The following is a 17833-nucleotide window of genomic DNA, read 5'->3' as shown; positions in this document are numbered from 1 at the left end:
CAGAATGAGACAGCATGTATTTGATTTATGTTCAGATATAAATGTCAGACTGCATATACAAACACGCATAGCCTGAGATTTCTATACGGTCATTTTCAAGCATTTGACAGTGTAACTCACCACCACGACTCGATGCTTGATACGCCAAGATTTGACGTTTTTCTAGACGTTCTGCCCAAATAGGCACGATTCCAGTATGAATAGAACCTGTAACAGGATCTTCATTGATGCCATTGCCCGGTGCAAAATAGCGTGAAATGCAGTCATATTGCTGGGCTGCCGCAGTGATTGCAACATCAGTGATCGTACCCGGCGCTGTGATGGCGGTGCGGATTTTGCCAAGACGTTTTAAAATTTCAAAATTCGGTTGTTCGTCCAAAACTTGTTGAGCCGTTTCGTATTCCACGATATACGCCTGCGTATTCAGATAAACCTGCTTAAAAGGTTGACTCAACCCTAGACGTAGCTCTTCAGGATATTCACTCACGACCTGTGCCCGACGCACAGGGAAATTCATCAGAATTTTTCCATCTTCAGCTTTATTTACGCTAAAAATACCGAGATTTTTGACATGAAATTGGATATTTTTTTCAGCCGTATAAAACTCAAAAAGCACATAACTACTGGCCAATGTCGCATGTCCACAAAAGTCCACTTCAGTGGTCGGTGTAAACCAACGAATTTCATAATTACTGCTGTCAATTTTTTTCACAAATGCAGTTTCAGACAGATTATTTTCCAAAGCAATCTGTTGCATCAAGTGTTCATCTAACCATTCATCCAACACCAAAACCGCCGCTGGGTTGCCTTTAAATAACACTTGGGTAAATGCGTCTACTTGATACATTTTCATTGATTGAACTCCTGATTTAGTGATTTATATTAAAGGCTTTTGAAAATATTTCATGCGTTATATGCTATGTAGCAACACTTTTTAATAAAACATCTAAGTTTTAGATGAACTTAAATATAGGCACAATTTTGAAAACGCATATTCACCCTGTTCCTTTAGAAAAATCATACCGACTTTTAAATCATGGGCCGACTGTGCTCGTCTCTGCTAAAGACCAAACCCATACTGGTGTCATGACTGCAGCATGGGCATGCGCCTTAGAGTTCAATCCTGCAAAAGTGACAGTAGTACTGGATAAATCAACTAAAACCCGTGAGATTATTGAGAATTCAGGCTATTTCGCCTTACAAGTTCCGACACTAAAACAACTCAAACTGGTCTATGCACTTGGCATGATGAGCCAACGTGATGCGCCAGAAAAATTACGCCAATGTGGCGTGGAATTATTTCAATTTAATGCCTCAGATATTCCTGTAGTTGAAGGTTGTGCTGCTTGGCTACTGTGCAAACTTATTCCTGAGCCGCACAATCAACAAGCGCACGATCTGTTTATTGGCGAAGTCATTGCTGCCTATGCTGATGACCGCGTCTTCCGTAACGGACATTGGTATTATCATGAAGTAGAAGATGAATGGAAAAGCCTACACCATGTTGCTGGCGGGCACTTTTATACCATTGGTAATCCTGTATCTGTAGACGAGGCATCAGACTAAAATAGCGCTGTGAGATATGTCGTTTATCTAGGGCTAAAAATGGATAATCATCCGTTTTGAGCATTTTCATGCTAACTTTAACTTAATTTTAAATATTGAATGAATGGATATGGCGTTTAAAATACATACATTGGATGTCAAAAATTCACTGCAAAATTATATTTGGCTGCTTGAACACACCGAAAGCCATGATGTCATTGTGGTAGATCCTACTGAAGCTGCCTTAGTCGAGCGCTATTGTCAGGAACATCAACTCAATCTTACACAAATTTGGTTAACGCATTGGCATAAAGATCACGTCGGTGGCGTACCGGAACTTATTCAGGATAAAAACATTGCCGTTTACGGTCCCCGTGCAGAATTAAGCCGTATTCCATGGGTGAATTATCCTCTCGATCATAATGACCGTTTTGAATTTCATGGGCTTGAAGTTGAAATAACAGCAACGCCCGGCCACACCCTCGGTCATATCGTATATTTTATCGATGACATTCATACGCTTTTCTGTGGCGATGTATTATTTGCTATGGGCTGTGGACGTGTTTTTGAAGGCACCTTTCAACAAATGTACGATTCATTGAACCGTATAGCCGCATTCCCTGCTGAAACTCAAGTGTATTGTACTCACGAATACACCCTATCGAATGCGCAGTTTGCGCGGCATGTTGAACCTGACAACCTTGCCATACAACAGCGGTTTGATGAGGTTGAATCCCTACGCATGCTCGGACAATGTACTTTGCCAAGCAGCATTGAATTAGAACTAGAAACCAATCCATTTTTACGCGCAGAAAGTGTTGAAGCATTTCAACGCTTAAGAGAACTCAAAGACAATTTTTAATTGGATTGCGAGTTATAAGCATTTTAGATTTCATCACGAATATACTGTTTTATTTGTGATGAATATTTCGGGACGATTTATCATTCTATATTTATAAAATTTGATTAGTTGCAGCAAACTCATCCAATTCAGCTTGAGTCACAACTCGAACGGCTTGCATTTCATCGATACGTACCATCAATAAACCACCTAATGCAGGCTGATAACGTCTTACACTACCAAATGGTGTATATGCCACTTTAGATTGCTCCGAAAAGACCAACCAATCTTCATGTCCAAGCATCACCGCAACAGGCGTCTGTCCCACTTGTTGCATCTGTTAAATTTTTGCTTTTACAGCGTGCTCAATGTTCTGCATGCGTTCAATCTACTTATACCAATAGATCATAGTATAAAAGCTTTTCGATAAATCTTGATGAGAAATAGCATTGCAAGCTCACCTACCCAGCGAATTAGGCTTTGAACAAGCTGTTATTTGCAATCCACAACTGCATACCCAAACAGCTGTGCATTCTAAACCAAGCAATCGTTTATTTTGCGCACAGCTTCTCTATGTACATAGGATATATTTTAATCCAACTGCCAAAAACCTAATTTTTAAATACGTTATATTTACTTACATTAAGTTTAGCTTTTTATAAAACAGCAAGTTAAATGAGTTTATACCGTTTACAAGCCGATAATCTGTTTATTTATCCATCAAAATTTCATATTTTAAATAAAAGTTTTCCATTTCCCCTTTAAAAAATATTTTGACACCCCTATTTAATATTTTAATGATTGATAAGGAGTTCGCTCGTGAAAAAAGTGGTTAAAGCAAAAAATTTAGTTGCCTTCCGTCTTTGGTTAGAAAAGTTAGGATATTCTGTTCGTACACTGGCAGATAATCGTGGATTTACATTCAGTTTTAAAAAAGAATATGGTCTAGTGACTGTAGACTTGTCTGGTAATGCTTTGGCCATGCAGCTCGGTGAAGAGTTTGAAGATCATTTAAAGGCATAATCTTCTTTATAATTTATTCGAACGATTAGAAATAAATGATTTAATTCGATTGATTCGAATCCGCATTTCTAAATTTGCCCGTATATGCGGGCTTTTTTTCACCTTTGTTTTACTGACTCATTTTAACGAGATAAATTTCAGACAATAAAAAAGCAAGATAAGACATCTTGATGTATCTCTTCGTTCATCATTCTTTCATTAGATTTTTTTATTAGAATTAGTCTTCAAAAAAGACCATGTTTAAGACACTTATTTTTTCGCATTTCAAAAACAAAAAAGCAAGGTATAAAACCTTGCTTAATCTAATGGTGGGGACGGAGAGACTCGAACTCTCACACCTCGCGGCGCTGGAACCTAAATCCAGTGCGTCTACCAATTTCGCCACGTCCCCAACTCGGGTGCTGACAATGTCAGACTTAAATTTGTTTTAAAAACCTGTTTATTTGGCAACTTAATAAATTAAGTGGTGGGGACGGAGAGACTCGAACTCTCACACCTCGCGGCGCTGGAACCTAAATCCAGTGCGTCTACCAATTTCGCCACGTCCCCAACAGGGTTGCTGACAATGTCAGACTATTTTTAAAACTTGGCAGAGGATCAAGGATTCGAACCTTGACGAACGGTTTTGGAGACCGTCATGCTACCATTACACCAATCCTCTGTGACCTTCACTACTAAACTCATGTTTAGTAATTCAGTGGTGGGGACGGAGAGACTCGAACTCTCACACCTCGCGGCGCTGGAACCTAAATCCAGTGCGTCTACCAATTTCGCCACGTCCCCGATGGCTGTGTATATTATAGAGATCACCCCTACATGACAAGCCTTTTTTATAAAAAAGCATCTTGTTTGTTTAAATAAAAAACAATAGTGCCTTTTTTGTATTTTTCTTAAGCAAATTCAGCAACTAAGTCGCTTTTTAAGCGATAAAAATCCACCAATCTGTCATTTTTTTGCTTCATCAACATGTGTTGCAATAGCTGATTAAACCCTTGATATTGTATCGGCAGATCAAGCTTTAAGCGTTGGCAATGTAAATAGGCCCAATCTTGATAGTTTTTCGCCTCTAAACGCTGTGATGTCAGCCATTCCAAGAAAATTATCCCCAATGCGTAGATATCACTGTGCAAAGATTTTGCTTGTCCATGGAAAAGTTCTGGAGCCATATAACGTGGTGTCGCAGTTAAGGCATTTTGCTGATCAAAATCTAATGGTAGCGCTTGCTCAAAGTCGATGAGTCTGCACTGCCCTTGCCAATTCACAAAATGCTCTCGTTTTAAATCTGCATGTATCCAACCGTGCAAGCTTAATCGTTCAACAACATCGAGTGCTTGCCATAGCACTTGCCTCACCTGCTCAATGCTCAAATTCGATACAGGCTGTAAGAACCAAGGCTCAGCATTCGGCAGTATTAATAGGCGATCAATAGGCTCTTGCTGAATACTGAGATGCGTCTCTTTTATCACTTGAAAAGGTAGCGTGATGCTGTCTTGTGTAGATGCATGACTAAATAGATGGTACAGCTCAATTTCATGACCAAAACTGGCTGCATGTTCAGGGCTGCTGTCTCTAACTTGCGCCTTGAGCCAATAATGTTGTTGGTTGAATTGAAATTGATATGAACGACGGCCAAAAACCAAACTTTTGGATTTGGTTTTTGGCTCATAAATGATTTGCGTTAAATCCGCGGACTTAAACTGCAATAAACTCTGCATGTCGTTGACTGGGTTCATTTTGATAATTTAATAATTCCAAACAATGCTGAATGGTCTTACCGATGCGGGCTTGCGTTTCGATTAATGAAATCTTCGGCCAAGTAGCTCTTTCACCTTCACGCTGCAATACCTTAAACAGATAAGGTCGTGGATTTTGCAACATATAACTATAGTGTCTTAAGCCATATTTCCCCACAATATTGACATCACCATAGTAACGCTGATCCACCACGCCATAACCATGATCAAGCAAACGTCTAACAGGTGGAATACTTCCTGCACGCTCACGGGCAAAATCCATCACCCCTTTACTAATCACCTTACCTTGACGACGAACGATCCGCTCAGGCCAACTCAACATACTTTTACGAAAGCGTGATGCATCATCCTGCATAAACGGCACAATATGCGGATTGACCTGACTGGCGATACTATAATTAATATTATATAGACGTGCCATTTTCTCCTGTGGGAAATCACTGCGCACACTACCATCCACCCAACGTGTAGCCGACATATATGGCGTAAATTGCCCGTCATAACGCTTACTGGTCAGTCGTACCGGTGGAAATAGAATGGGCACTGCACATGATGCCAATACTGCACTCCACACCAACAAATCGGGTGATGTATAGGCATTCATAATTCGTGCATCTTGTGATGCATCATAAGGCGCAACTGCCACATTGATATGCAGACCTGATTGCTTATATGCTTCGGCAAAAGTTAAGTCACCTAAGTTTTCAACCAAAAACTTTTTCAGATATTTTACATCTGCCAAACCACCATTGCCCTGCACTAACTCAGTCAATTTACGAAAGTGAAATGCCTCACTAAAGAAATTTTGTCCGTTTAATAAATTGGTAAATTCTGACGGTTTAGATACACCCAACATCCCGGTCATAATTGCGCCAGCACTGGAACCAGACAGAACTTTTGGCATCAAATCTTGTTCCATCAGTGCTTTACACACACCGGTATGAAACAAACCTAAAGTTGAACCGCCTGAAAACATCAAAACAGGTTGACCATAGGCTTTTTGGCTTTGTTCAAAGAATTCAATTTTTTGTGCAGCATCAAGACAAACGCATTCTTCAGATGCGATAAATGCCAAACTTTTACTCACCTCATCAACATAGTCTTCAATAATTTTTTTGGTGCCGACGTAGGCTTCTGTAAACAGTAAAGGATGAGCAATATTGCCAACATCATAAGTTAAACCTTCACTTAAAATGTACATCAAATCTCGAGTACGTTTCTGAGCACGATATCGTCTCAGTAACCCTAAACGATGAGTAATAATTTCTGCATCAAAATACGGTGAACTATTATCGAATTTCCATTCTTGCGCACCCGATTCTTCATCTATTTTAAGTGCGATATCTTTCCATTCTTCATAACATTCAGCACGGTCGAGCTGACGCTTTAATTTTTTTATCCGATATGCCTGATGTGGATTAATACTTTTTGAAAACCCTGTAAACAACATGACTATCCCTCAGCACACTTTAAACTGTTCACTCAGCTAGATTTATAACAACTTTTTGGTTATTCGAATAGCGCTGATCTCCTAGAACAATCATTTAACTTTGACATATTGAGGCAATTATAACTGCATTATTGATGTACACTGCTGTCATATACCAACCAACAACAAGACACGACAAGCTGACTTATCATGGCTACAATTGATTTACCTGACAACATCCTTCAATCGCTATCTACTGTACTCTTACAACTACAGCACAGTTTGCCTGAGCTTAAACAAGCACCCGATTTTTCGAGTATCGCTTTCAAATGGCAAGATAAGCAGCTTAAGGCCATTAAACAGCCCAAAGTCATGTATTTAGAAGACTTAAAAGGAATTGAACGTCAAAAAGAAAAAGTGATTCAAAACACTTTACAGTTTTTAAATGGCTTACCTGCCAATGATGTTTTACTCACTGGCTCTCGTGGTACAGGTAAATCATCCATCGTCCGTGCTCTGCTCACCCATTATGCAGACCAAGGTTTACGTTTAATTGAAATTGAGCGTGATGATTTATCTGATTTGCCAGAAATCCAAAAGTTGATTGAACATCGTCCTGAAAAATTTATCGTGTATTGTGATGATTTGGCATTCAATGCTGAAGATGAAAACTATCGCAGTTTAAAAAGTGTTTTAGATGGTTCATTACAATCAGGTTCGAGTAATTTTATTATTTATGCTACCAGTAACCGTCGTCATTTATTGCCTGAATTCATGCATGAAAACACACCTGTAACCAAGGTAGATGTGCCTCAATATACCGAACTTCACCCTCAAGAAGCGATTGAAGAAAAAATATCTCTTTCTGACCGCTTTGGGATGTGGCTGTCTTTTTATCCAATGGATCAAAATTTATATTTAGAAATTGTTGAACATTATTTGGCTAAAGCCGAGATGCCATGGACAGATGAAGCGCGTGCTGAGGCACTACGTTGGTGTCAAGGTCGTGGGCAACGTTCAGGGCGTGCTGCTTATCAATTTTCAAAGCATTGGATTGGGTCAGAACAACTTAAACAAGCCTAGAGCCAAAAAAACTAAATAAAAAAAGAACCGCTATAGCGGTTCTTTATTATTGAATATGACAAATGATTCTTTAATTCTGACAAATAGGTGGAAGCACAGAACGAATACCTAAACCATTGGCAATTTTCTGCACTGTGTTTACCACATTAACATCATTGGCTTGATATGAAACCAATTGAATACCCATCGGCAGTCCACTTTCACTTTGAGTCATTGGAAAAGCATAACTTGGTGCATCTAAATAGTTAAATGGACGCGTGTATTCACCCACATGACTAAACTCGGTATCCGTTGAGCTTGACACAGCTGCAAGGAATGGGCTCACTGGAAACAGCAAACATTGACCATTTAAAGAAGCTTTAAATGTCTGCTGAAACTCAGTTCGCTCTGCAATCAATGACTCGTATTTTTCCTGTGAAATACTCTTACCGCGTAGCACACGCTGACGAACTAATTCCCACATCTGTGTTTCAGCATTTTCAGCTGTATCACCATGATATAAATAACTTTCATAAGCAATAATGTCAGACGTCCGGTCCGATAAATCATGAAAATCGAAATGTGCAGGTGGTTGCCAGTTTTTAATTTCGATTCCCAATGATTCAATGCGTTTTAGCCCTTCGCGCCAAAGGGTTAATACATCAGGCTCAAGCGGATATGGAAATGCAGATTCATCTAAAGCATAAATTACATTTTGACTTGATGCCGCTCCAACATCTACATCCATCAATACATTGACTAAAGCGCTAATATCATCTGCAAATCGTGCAAAAGGCCCTAGAGTATCTAAAGTTTTGGATAAAGGTACTGCACCCGTGTCGGCAATTTTATGGGCTGAAGGTTTAAAACCAAATATGCCATTTAATGCTGCTGGTGTACGAATCGAACCACCTGTATCACCGCCAAAGGCCATAGGACTAAGACCACTAGCCACAGCAACCGCTGAACCTGAAGATGATCCACCCGGTGCAAATTGCTGCTCTGCCCACGGGTTTTTAGGTGTGCCTTGCATTGGATTTTGACCAGACAAACCAAAAGCCAACTCGGTCATTTTAGTTTTACCTAAAATCACAAAACCTAAATCTTGCAATTGATCAACCAGTTTGCAGTTCGCTTGCGCTTTTTGATCTAAATAAACCGTACCTGCATAGGTGATATGACCCGCTACATCCAGATTATCCTTTAGTAAAATTGGCACACCATGAAATGGACTCAATTGAGTGCCTTGCTGAAGCAACTCATCTAAATGTTGTGCCTGTTGCAAAGCCTCGATTTCGAATAATTCCGAAATACAATCTAGATGTTTAAATGTTTGGTTTCGATCAATATAAAATTGAACTGTCTCTACTGAAGTTATCTTTTTGCAGGCAATCTGGCGACCAAGCTCAAGTGCAGATAAATTCACAATATTCATTTTATATCTTCCAAACCTTTTCCTGCCGTTTCAGGCATTTTCATAAACGTGATTAATGTTAATAATGCGCCAACCAATACCATAAAGTAGAAATAATCTTGTTTACCAATACTTTGTAGCCAAGTTAGCACATACGGTGTTGTGCCGCCGAGTAAAGCCACCATCAAGTTGTAGGGTGCGCCAATGCCAACTGCACGAACTTCTGTCGGAAACTGTTCAGACATGACAGCTGGGCCAATGGCGGTATATAAAGCATATAAAACCAAGCCGAAAAGCTCGACCAATAAAATTGATGCAAACGTGCCATCCATCCATTTAATGATTGGATAAAAGAACACTAAATATCCCACAGCAAATACGATCAACTGTGGTTTACGCCCAATTTTGTCTGATAGCCAGCCAAATACAGGCTGACACAACATAAAGATAATTAAGCCAACAGTATTTGCAGCAAAGGCTGTTTGTGGCTCTGCGCCTAAAACTTTAATGGCATAGGTCGGGACATAGACCACAAAAATATAGAATGCAAATGTTGTTAAGATAGAAATACCCACAATACGAAGCGTTTCTTTCGGATGACGTTTAATCAGTACAACCAAAGGATTTTTTACTGATTCTTTTTTATGGGTCATTTCGCTATCAGGTACTGATTTACGAATCCACATACCCACCAAGCCGCCAATCGCACCCAAAATAAACGGAATACGCCATCCGTATTCGCTCATTTGGGTTTCAGTTAAAGTACTTGTTAAAGCCCAAGCAAGACCTGAGGCCATCAAAATACCAATCGCTGAACTGAAAAACATAAAGCTTGAATAGAATCCGCGTTTATTTTTCGGTGCCATCTCTGAAAGATAAGTTGCCGCTGAAGCGAACTCACCACCCAAAGATAAACCCTGAAGTAATCGCGCTAATACCAAAATAATCGGCGCAAAAATACCAATTGATTCATAGGTTGGTGAAAGACCTATCATCAAAGAACCACCTGCCATCATTATGATGGTTGCGGCCAAAGCTGCTTTTCGACCATAGCGGTCAGAAAAGATACCCAATACGATTCCACCTAGTGGGCGCATGAAGAAACCTACAGCAAAAATTGCGAAGGTCGCAAGCAAGGATGCAGTTGGATCATCTGAAGGGAAAAATTGTTTCGCGAAAAATACTGCAAAAGTTGCATAAATCGTCCAATCGAACCATTCAATAGCATTTCCTACAGTTCCTGCAAGAATAACTTTCTTTTGTGATACATTTCCTTGTGTGGAAATTGAGTTTTGCATTTTTGACTCATCCATAAGCGTCTCATTTAATATTTAGACATAAATACAGGTTGTATTTTATTTTCTAGACTTAAATTTAGATTATAATTAGTTTTTAGACAAGTCAATCATCATGAGTGAATCTTTTAGTTTCGACGAAATCGATACTGCATGCATCAAAGCTCTTATCTCCAATCCGAGAGGATCATGGCGAGAACTGAGCCAGATTAGTGATGTCCCTGAAAAAAAGTTGTCTCGACGTCTAGGTAAGTTGCTAGATGACCAAGTTATACGAACTGCAATTGAATTGAATCCTGTGGTTGCTAATAAGGGTTACACCGTTCATGTCTGGATCAGTGTGAAATTTGGGAAGGAAAAAGAAGTTGCGCAATTTTTTGCAAACCGTCCAGAAGTGCGCATTGTCTTTCTAACTACAGGACTTGCAGATATTTTCCTTGAAATTGGATTAGAAAAGGCCGCCGATCTTTCTGTGTGGATGCACGACTTTGTTACTCAAATTCCGGATATTAAAACCGTAGAAACCCAAGCCGTATTAAAACCATTTACTTGGGCCAGCAAACCCAAAGCTTTAGAAGGTACAAGCGATAAAAACATCAATTTTAGAAGTTTGACTGAAATAGAGTTAAAACTGATTCGTGCTCTGTCTATTGATGGGCGTTCATCTATTAAAAGTTTGGCAGAGCAAATCGAACTCAGTGAACATAAAACTCAGAAATTATTGAATGATTTATTGGAAGAAGGCATTTTCAACATTCGTGTCGATGTAGAACCCAGTTTGATGGGCTATAAGTCCGAAGCGATTATCTTGATTAAAGCTCGTCCAGATGCAGCAAATCAAATTGCCAAAACCTTGACTGAACTTAAAAACACACGCTGCCTATTTGGCATTAGTGGAGATTCACAATTTTTCTGGCATGTCCTATGTAATGATTTAAGTGATTTATGGAAACTCATTACAGAAGATCTTGGTAATTTTGAAGGCATTCAATCTTGCAATACCAACATGGTGACATTGGCATTAAAACGTGCAGGATTTATGCGAAAAATCAGCAGCGCGCAGTTATTTTCAAATTTAGATTAAAAAAAGAACCGCAAATGCGGTTCTTTTTTTAACGATTTTTACGCTTCGTTTGGATTACTTAATTCCGTCATCGGCCAACGCGGTGTAGTTGTAACAGACAAACCATCATGCTGACCCGCTTTAAGACGCTGATAACCTGCAAACGCAATCATTGCACCATTATCTGTACACAGCGCAGGTTCTGCATAAAACACATTTGCACGGATTTTTGCCAAGTCAGCTTCTAAGCGCTCACGTAAACGCTTGTTTGCACTTACACCACCGGCAATAACTAAACGTTTTAAACCAGTTTGTTTTAAGGCCTTCACTGATTTTTTCACCAATGTATCAACCAACGCTTCTTGGAATGATGCAGCGATATCCGCCTCACGACCTTCGCCTTCAACTTTTTTCAATTGAACTGAAACGGCAGTTTTTAAACCACTAAATGAAAAATCTAAACCTTGGTGTAGCATTGGACGTGGAAATTCAAAGGCATTGATGTCGCCATTGATCGCCAATTTTGAAATATTTGGACCACCTGGGTATGGTAGACCCATCATTTTAGCGACTTTATCGAATGCCTCACCTGCTGCATCATCAATCGACTCACCCAATAATTCATATTGACCAATTCCATAAGCAGCCATCAATTGAGTATGTCCGCCAGAGACTAAAAGTGCCACAAATGGAAATTCTGGTGGAGTTTTAGACAACAAAGGCGCCAACATATGACCTTCCATATGATGTACACCAATTGCAGGTTTATTCAGTGCAAATGCCAACGTACGACCAAACAATGCGCCTGTCATTAATGCACCCATCAAGCCCGGCCCGCGAGTATATGCGATGGCATCAATTTCAGATTTATCAACTTTACTTTCTTCAAGCAATTGTTTTAATAACGGAATTAACTTACGCACATGGTCACGTGAAGCTAATTCAGGTACCACACCACCATATTCTGCATGCAGTTTGATTTGGCTATACAATACTTGTCCGCGTAATCCTTGCTCACTATCGTAGAGTGCGAGTCCTGTTTCATCACACGAAGTTTCCAAGCCTAAAACGATCATTAAACTGCCTTTTGCCCATTTCAAAATATTGCGAAACCTATTATAGACTTGTGATATGAGATGTAAATGAGTAAAATACTGACCTTCACTTGTGATCAAGGGTAATTCGACCCGAGATCTTATCCATAACTTAATGAGGATTCTTCATGCCACAAGTTAAATTGAAAGAAGGCGAACCAGTAGACGTAGCTATCCGTCGTTTCAAACGTTCATGCGAAAAAGCGGGTGTTCTTGCTGACGTTCGTAAACGTGAATTCTACGAAAAACCAACTCAAGAACGTAAACGTAAAAAAGCTGCTGCTGTTAAACGCTACCAAAAGAAATTGGCTCGCGAATCAGTACGTACTACTCGCCTTTACTAAGATTAATTTGTGATTGATTGACTAACCTGGACAAGATAAATGACTACTTTAAAAAACCAAATAACTGAAGTTTTAAAAGCCGCTATGCGTGCTAAAGAAATGGACAAGTTAACGGTAATACGTAGTCTTCAGGCAGCAATCAAGCAAATCGAAGTCGATGAGCGCATAGAGCTTGACGATAAGCAAGTTCTTGCGGTCATTGAAAAGCAAATCAAACAACGCAAAGAATCGGTTAAAGCCTTTTTAGGTGCAAATCGAGATGATTTAGCTAGTAAGGAACAAGCCGAGATTGAGGTGTTATCTCAATTTCTACCAGAAGCTATGACTGAGGAAGAACTTGATTCCATCATTGCGCAAACAATTACTGCGCAAGAAGCTACTAGCATGAAAGATATGGGTAAGGTGATGAACTCTCTACGTCCGCTCATAGCCGGACGTGCCGATCCTGCACAAGTTTCAGCTAAAATTAAAGCGAAACTCTCTTAATCTTTCATCTATATTGTTTGATTTGGTCTATTTAAGTACGCTGATGACTTAAATAGCCAAATTATCCAAATTCAAAAATAATTCAAATTCATTCATCATTTATAATTATCTTTCTTATTTAACGATTTCATACTTACAAATATCTCGCCAACTTCCGTCTACTGGATTTTGAATTGCAGCTTGTTCGATTTCAATCAATTTAAAATTTGCTCGTTCACATAGACGTCGCGCTCGCTTGTTTTCCACATCTACAAAAGCGTTTAATTGCTGAAATCCTAGACCATTTAATAATTGATCCACAAATAACTGCAAAGCTTCTATCATCAAACCCTGCCCTTTAAATTCAACATTTCCCCAAAATCCAACGTTAGCTTGGTTTTCCATCCAATTGATTTGATGAATATCCATGACACCTAAAAAGTTATGCGACTGTTGCTCACGAATCACATAAACAAAATTTTCCTGATTTAACGCAGCCAACACTCTCGAATCACAAAATGCCAATGAAGCATCTAAATTAGGTTCTTGTAAGGACCAAGCCAAACTTGCAGGAAACATTCGTAAGGTTTCTATACTTTGACAAATCGCCTCATAAAGTGCTTTTGCATCGTGACGCTGAATCAACTGAAGCGTGATTCTGCCATGACTCATACCAAAATCATCGAGTTTCATTTTTATTCAGTTTCTCGTGATGATTTAAAATGCTTATAAATTTATTTTTAATTTAGGGCACATTGCACATTATATTTTTTTAATAATTGCATCTCTTTTGATGCGATCACCTGCTGAATCACATCCTGCTTATTCATATTACGGTACTCACGATCTAAAAATGCACGATTTTCGTCTGCAGCACGATATAGATCATTTACATAAGTCTGAACAATACCGCAGTATTTCACTTGCTGGTCTGCTTTAAATCCCTGTTGCTGTGGGTCTAACTGACTAAAAAATTGGCGTACATCAGTTTTATATTTTTCGTTAATATCATTCACAGCAATCACATATTGTTCTGCGCTCGCTGCTGCAATATTCGTTGCTAAGCCCAACAGACAGGCCGCCAAAATCATATTTTTCATTTGTCAGTTCTTAATCATAAAAATTTTACATCCAGCTAGTTTACACTGATTTATCTAAGCCACTAAAACTACAATTTGCACTTTATAATCGACATAGATAAGTGCATCACAGTTGAAATCTTTATATTTTTAATTTCCGTTCATTTTGCATTTCGTCTACACGCTGCTTAATTTTTGCAGCAAGACTTTTCGAGTCTTTGGCGATGCGCTGCGCCTGTAGCAAAGATTTAATCGCCCGTTCTTCATCCCCGCCCCAATACTCTACTTCAGCTCGATATCGCAGCACATTGACCGAACGGAAGCTTGCATCTTTGTCTGCATCAGCCATTTGCAACATCAGTCGCCAACCACTCAAGTCGCGTGGATTTGCTTGTAAAAATCGCTGTAGAATCAGTTGTGCTTGCGCATATTCTTTGTTTCGAATCAAAGCCTCTGCATATTTATAATTTAATGCACGATTTTCAGGCATGATGATTGCCGAACTTTTTACAGCGTTCACGGCTTCAGCCGCTTTATTTTGGCCCAACAGCACATCTGTCTGTAAAATAGTAAAAAGTGCATGCGATGCATTTTGTTTTGCTGCTTCATTTAATAACTTTTGAGCAGCAGTAAAGTCACCTTGCTTAATATGCAAGCTCACCAAAGCCAACTCAGCTGCGAAGTTCTTTTGTGCCACCATCGCATTTAATTGCAATTCAGTCGCCTGACCTGACAATACCCGACTATACCAACGTAGAATTTCAAAATCTTGATCAACCAAACTGGTTTTAACTTGAGGTAACTGATTGGCACGTAAGCGCGCTTCGCTCATACGCTCCGTGGTTAAAGGATGCGTCAACCAAAAATCAGGCAGAAAGCTCACTCGACTCGTAGAGCGATGCATCACTTCAAAGAAGTCAGCCATGCTCTGCGGATTGTATCCAGCACGGTACATATACTGCATCCCAATACGGTCTGCTTCACGTTCTTGGTTTCGGCTATAGGTTAGTTGCTTATCCATCAAAGCGGCTTGTGAACCCATCATTACAGCCGCACCCACATCACCATCTGCCTGTGAGGCCACCAAGGCTCCGACCAAGATACCGGCTAGGGACAATAAACCTTGCCCTTTAAAAGCTTCTTGTGAACGACTGTAATGACGTTGTGAGACATGTGCAATTTCATGCGCCATCACCCCTGCCACTTCATCCATGTTGCGAGCTGAATTAATTAATCCAGCATTTAATGCAAATAAACCACCAGGCACAGCAAAAGCGTTAATTTGTGGATCATTAATTAATAACAAACCGACCGGTTGATTAAGTTGAGTTTGGCTCAAAATATGCGTAAAGACAGATAAAAGACGATCTTCCATCCACGGATTTTCAGTCACAGGAAGTTGACGATGCACCTCACGATACACTTTCTCACCAATGGCACGTTCTTTTTGTTGATCCAACAAGCCGACGCCACTACCTATTTCAGGCACAGAAAATTGTGGGGATGAACTAAAATCTACGGACTGCGTCTGCGCCAATGTCGAACAAAGCCCGAGACCACATGCCAGTAAAATCTTTTTCAAAGTCTATTCTCTAAATTTCATATTCGTACTTCATCGAATATAGCATTGAATTTTGGTGAATTATGGAGAAAACTGTTGTGATTGTTTATTCAAATTTTGGATTGACCACATAGCGTGGCGCGCGCTCATGTACCAAAACATCCACTAGATTTTGATAAGCCAATTCCGCCATACGTTTACGAGTTGCCGCTGTAGCTGAACCCACATGGGGTAATGTCACGACATTGGCTAATGTAAATAATGGCGATTCTTGAAGTGGCTCTTGCTCATACACATCTAAGCCTGCTGCAAAAATTTGACCATGACTTAATGCATCGATTAAAGCGGCTTCATCAATTACTGAACCGCGTGAAATATTCACCAATACCGCATGCGATTGCATCAAGGCCAACTCACGTTCACCAATTAAAGCTTTCGATTCTGCATTTAAATCCACTGCAACGACCACAAAGTCAGCACGTTGCAACAAATCATCCAAATCGCAATATTGCGCTGATAACGATTCAGCCAATTCAATTTTTTCTCGGCGATTATGATAGAGTACATTCATATTAAAGCCGTAGCGAGCACGACGCCCAATGGCTGCGCCAATATGTCCTAAGCCAATAATACCAATAGTTTTAGCAAAGACATCCATGCCAAATTGCTCAGGGCCCACTGTACGCTTCCACTGCCCTTGTTTGGTCCATTGATCCAATACAGGCACTTTACGTGCTGCACTCATCAATAAGGTAAATGCTAAATCTGCTGTAGTTTCCGTCAATACATGCGGAGTATGGCTCAACCAGATATTTTTTTGATTTAAAAATGCTAAATCATAGTTGTCATAACCGACACTTACACTTGAGATGACTTTTAATTGTGATGCATGCGCTAAATTTGAGGCATTCAACAAACGTCCCGCACCAATCATGGCGTCAGCATCTTTTGAATGCTCAAGAATTTGCTGATTCACATCGCCCAATTTAGGACTAATTTGGAAAACTTTAAATTGCTGTTCTAAACGTTGGATTATTTCTTGATCTATTTGACTAAAAACCACTACTTTTTTTTGCATAAATTTTCCATTTACGTAATTTAAGTATTTTGTCCTGCCTTATTTTGCATAAATTGCCATAGGCGTTTTTTCAATAAAGGCTGTTCAATCATTTGCTGTAAAGATGCCAATGGATACACCTTCGCATGCTCTAAATGCGGAATATCTCCTAGACAAATGACATTTTTATCCAAGCTCATCGCATCGATAAAACCCTGTACATAAGATGCTGCACCACGACCATCTTGCAAATTCACCCAGCCAAAAGGCCACTGTAAAGCAAAGAAATCGGCACTGACTGCGCGCTGAATATTGCTCCACAAAACTTGCTGCTCTGCCGTTAATTCTGTGGCATCAATGACAATGACACAGTGCATTAAACAGATGGCTTCTAAGTTAAACGAAGGGATTTGAACAATTGGACGAACTTCAACAGGCTCAACAACCTTTGGTTCATCTTTAGGTGCTTCTACAGGTTGATTTACAACAATATCAACGTTTTTTTTAAGCTCAGTCTGTGATGGAACAGGCGTTGGCTGAGGCGCATTTTTGAGTAGGATTTCAGAGACTATTTCAGGAGCCGCCTGATCTCGCCAAATATTTGAGCTAAATTGCTGACACGGAGCCGCCTGAGGAATCCATATATCAATTCCCATTGCCGCCATTATGCTTCGCTGATGCCCAATCATGCTTTCATTTTCACCTATTCAAGGCTTGATATTCTAACGGGATTCACTCTGTTTTGCTGAACTTTTATAAATCAATTAGATCATACTATTTCTTTAAAGATTCTGTAGACTTGCTCAG

General features: G+C 39.7%; 19 protein-coding genes and 4 tRNA genes. 7 read left to right on the top strand and 16 right to left on the bottom strand.

Translation table 11 applies throughout. The features are described from left to right. Nucleotides 1-31: 31 nt before the first annotated feature. On the bottom strand, nt 32-853 hold the full coding sequence (locus FTU22_RS09960) for a PhzF family phenazine biosynthesis protein (protein ID WP_078193606.1): 822 nt from the start codon (nt 851-853) through the stop codon (nt 32-34). 104 nt (nt 854-957) lie between these two features. Between FTU22_RS09960 and FTU22_RS09955 the strand changes: the two genes are divergently transcribed. Beyond that, a complete protein-coding gene (locus FTU22_RS09955; protein ID WP_180094234.1) occupies nt 958-1566 on the top strand; it encodes a flavin reductase family protein in 609 nt (202 codons plus the stop codon). A 109-nt stretch (nt 1567-1675) separates the two neighbouring features. Then, nucleotides 1676-2407 (top strand): hydroxyacylglutathione hydrolase, encoded by a 732-nt coding sequence (gene gloB / locus FTU22_RS09950; protein WP_180094232.1) that lies wholly within the window; start codon nt 1676-1678, stop codon nt 2405-2407. A 91-nt stretch (nt 2408-2498) separates the two neighbouring features. Here the strand turns inward: gloB and FTU22_RS09945 are convergent, their stop codons facing one another. Continuing rightward, the gene (locus FTU22_RS09945) at nt 2499-2723 is read right to left on the bottom strand and encodes a hypothetical protein (protein ID WP_180094230.1); all 225 of its coding nucleotides are present in this window, start codon (nt 2721-2723) and stop codon (nt 2499-2501) included. A 482-nt stretch (nt 2724-3205) separates the two neighbouring features. Here FTU22_RS09945 and FTU22_RS09940 point away from each other — a divergent pair, with 482 nt between their 5' ends. Beyond that, nucleotides 3206-3409, top strand: coding sequence for a hypothetical protein (locus FTU22_RS09940; protein ID WP_078188846.1), 204 nt, complete (start codon nt 3206-3208; stop codon nt 3407-3409). A gap of 306 nt (nt 3410-3715) precedes the next feature. On the opposite strand, the gene FTU22_RS09935 is transcribed toward FTU22_RS09940, so the two are convergent. The 6 genes from FTU22_RS09935 to FTU22_RS09910 form a co-directional block, all read right to left on the bottom strand. After that, a tRNA-Leu gene (locus tag FTU22_RS09935) sits at nt 3716-3800 on the bottom strand. Nucleotides 3801-3873: 73 nt separating this feature from the next. Further along, nucleotides 3874-3958: transfer RNA gene (locus FTU22_RS09930), tRNA-Leu, on the bottom strand. A gap of 38 nt (nt 3959-3996) precedes the next feature. After that, nucleotides 3997-4070 (bottom strand) — tRNA-Trp (locus FTU22_RS09925). Between the two features lie 37 nt (nt 4071-4107). Continuing rightward, a tRNA-Leu gene (locus FTU22_RS09920) sits at nt 4108-4192 on the bottom strand. Between the two features lie 107 nt (nt 4193-4299). After that, nucleotides 4300-5124, bottom strand: coding sequence for a protein kinase (locus FTU22_RS09915; protein ID WP_257225914.1), 825 nt, complete (start codon nt 5122-5124; stop codon nt 4300-4302). Continuing rightward, nucleotides 5102-6613 carry a DUF3336 domain-containing protein gene (locus FTU22_RS09910; protein WP_180002994.1) on the bottom strand — a complete coding sequence of 504 codons (1512 nt, stop codon included), beginning with the start codon at nt 6611-6613 and terminating at the stop codon, nt 5102-5104. The genes FTU22_RS09915 and FTU22_RS09910 overlap by 23 nt, the downstream gene beginning before the upstream one ends. Before the next feature lie 189 nt (nt 6614-6802). On the opposite strand from FTU22_RS09910, the gene FTU22_RS09905 reads away from it, so the two are divergent. Then, nucleotides 6803-7675 carry an ATP-binding protein gene (locus FTU22_RS09905; protein WP_180034728.1) on the top strand — a complete coding sequence of 291 codons (873 nt, stop codon included), beginning with the start codon at nt 6803-6805 and terminating at the stop codon, nt 7673-7675. A 70-nt stretch (nt 7676-7745) separates the two neighbouring features. Here FTU22_RS09905 and FTU22_RS09900 read toward each other — a convergent pair whose 3' ends face one another. Both FTU22_RS09900 and FTU22_RS09895 read right to left on the bottom strand, forming a co-directional pair. Next, nucleotides 7746-9089 (bottom strand): amidase, encoded by a 1344-nt coding sequence (locus FTU22_RS09900; RefSeq protein WP_180094226.1) that lies wholly within the window; start codon nt 9087-9089, stop codon nt 7746-7748. Next, nucleotides 9086-10381, bottom strand: coding sequence for an MFS transporter (locus FTU22_RS09895; protein ID WP_180094224.1), 1296 nt, complete (start codon nt 10379-10381; stop codon nt 9086-9088). The genes FTU22_RS09900 and FTU22_RS09895 overlap by 4 nt, the downstream gene beginning before the upstream one ends. Nucleotides 10382-10478: 97 nt before the next feature. Between FTU22_RS09895 and FTU22_RS09890 the strand changes: the two genes are divergently transcribed. After that, nucleotides 10479-11447, top strand: coding sequence for an Lrp/AsnC family transcriptional regulator (locus FTU22_RS09890; RefSeq protein ID WP_180094222.1), 969 nt, complete (start codon nt 10479-10481; stop codon nt 11445-11447). Nucleotides 11448-11485: 38 nt separating this feature from the next. Here the strand turns inward: FTU22_RS09890 and tsaD are convergent, their stop codons facing one another. Continuing rightward, entirely contained in the window at nt 11486-12502 is a 1017-nt protein-coding gene (gene tsaD, locus FTU22_RS09885) for a tRNA (adenosine(37)-N6)-threonylcarbamoyltransferase complex transferase subunit TsaD (RefSeq protein WP_078193616.1), read from the bottom strand. Nucleotides 12503-12648: 146 nt separating this feature from the next. Here tsaD and rpsU point away from each other — a divergent pair, with 146 nt between their 5' ends. Beyond that, entirely contained in the window at nt 12649-12864 is a 216-nt protein-coding gene (gene rpsU / locus FTU22_RS09880) for a 30S ribosomal protein S21 (RefSeq protein ID WP_001136722.1), read from the top strand. 39 nt (nt 12865-12903) lie between these two features. After that, complete coding sequence (locus FTU22_RS09875; protein ID WP_078193617.1) at nt 12904-13350, top strand: GatB/YqeY domain-containing protein; 447 nt, start codon at nt 12904-12906, stop codon at nt 13348-13350. A 114-nt stretch (nt 13351-13464) separates the two neighbouring features. On the opposite strand, the gene FTU22_RS09870 is transcribed toward FTU22_RS09875, so the two are convergent. From FTU22_RS09870 to FTU22_RS09850, 5 genes are all read right to left on the bottom strand, one after another. Next, nucleotides 13465-14022: a GNAT family N-acetyltransferase gene (locus tag FTU22_RS09870; RefSeq protein WP_180094220.1), complete on the bottom strand. Its 558-nt coding sequence runs from the start codon at nt 14020-14022 to the stop codon at nt 13465-13467. A gap of 47 nt (nt 14023-14069) precedes the next feature. Further along, nucleotides 14070-14429, bottom strand: a complete 360-nt coding sequence (locus tag FTU22_RS09865; protein ID WP_111885700.1) for a hypothetical protein — start codon at nt 14427-14429, stop codon at nt 14070-14072. A 121-nt stretch (nt 14430-14550) separates the two neighbouring features. Further along, nucleotides 14551-15990 carry a M48 family metalloprotease gene (locus FTU22_RS09860; protein ID WP_180094219.1) on the bottom strand — a complete coding sequence of 480 codons (1440 nt, stop codon included), beginning with the start codon at nt 15988-15990 and terminating at the stop codon, nt 14551-14553. A gap of 85 nt (nt 15991-16075) precedes the next feature. Next, entirely contained in the window at nt 16076-17047 is a 972-nt protein-coding gene (locus tag FTU22_RS09855; RefSeq protein WP_180094218.1) for a D-glycerate dehydrogenase, read from the bottom strand. 20 nt (nt 17048-17067) lie between these two features. Then, nucleotides 17068-17715: a hypothetical protein gene (locus FTU22_RS09850; protein WP_180094217.1), complete on the bottom strand. Its 648-nt coding sequence runs from the start codon at nt 17713-17715 to the stop codon at nt 17068-17070. Nucleotides 17716-17833 lie beyond the last annotated feature (118 nt).

Origin of the sequence: Acinetobacter sp. YH12076 (assembly GCF_013419525.1) — a bacterium.
Classification (GTDB): domain Bacteria; phylum Pseudomonadota; class Gammaproteobacteria; order Pseudomonadales; family Moraxellaceae; genus Acinetobacter; species Acinetobacter amyesii.
The sequence above is the reverse complement of the archived record's forward strand: the minus strand, read 5'-3'. Positions and strand labels throughout refer to the sequence as shown.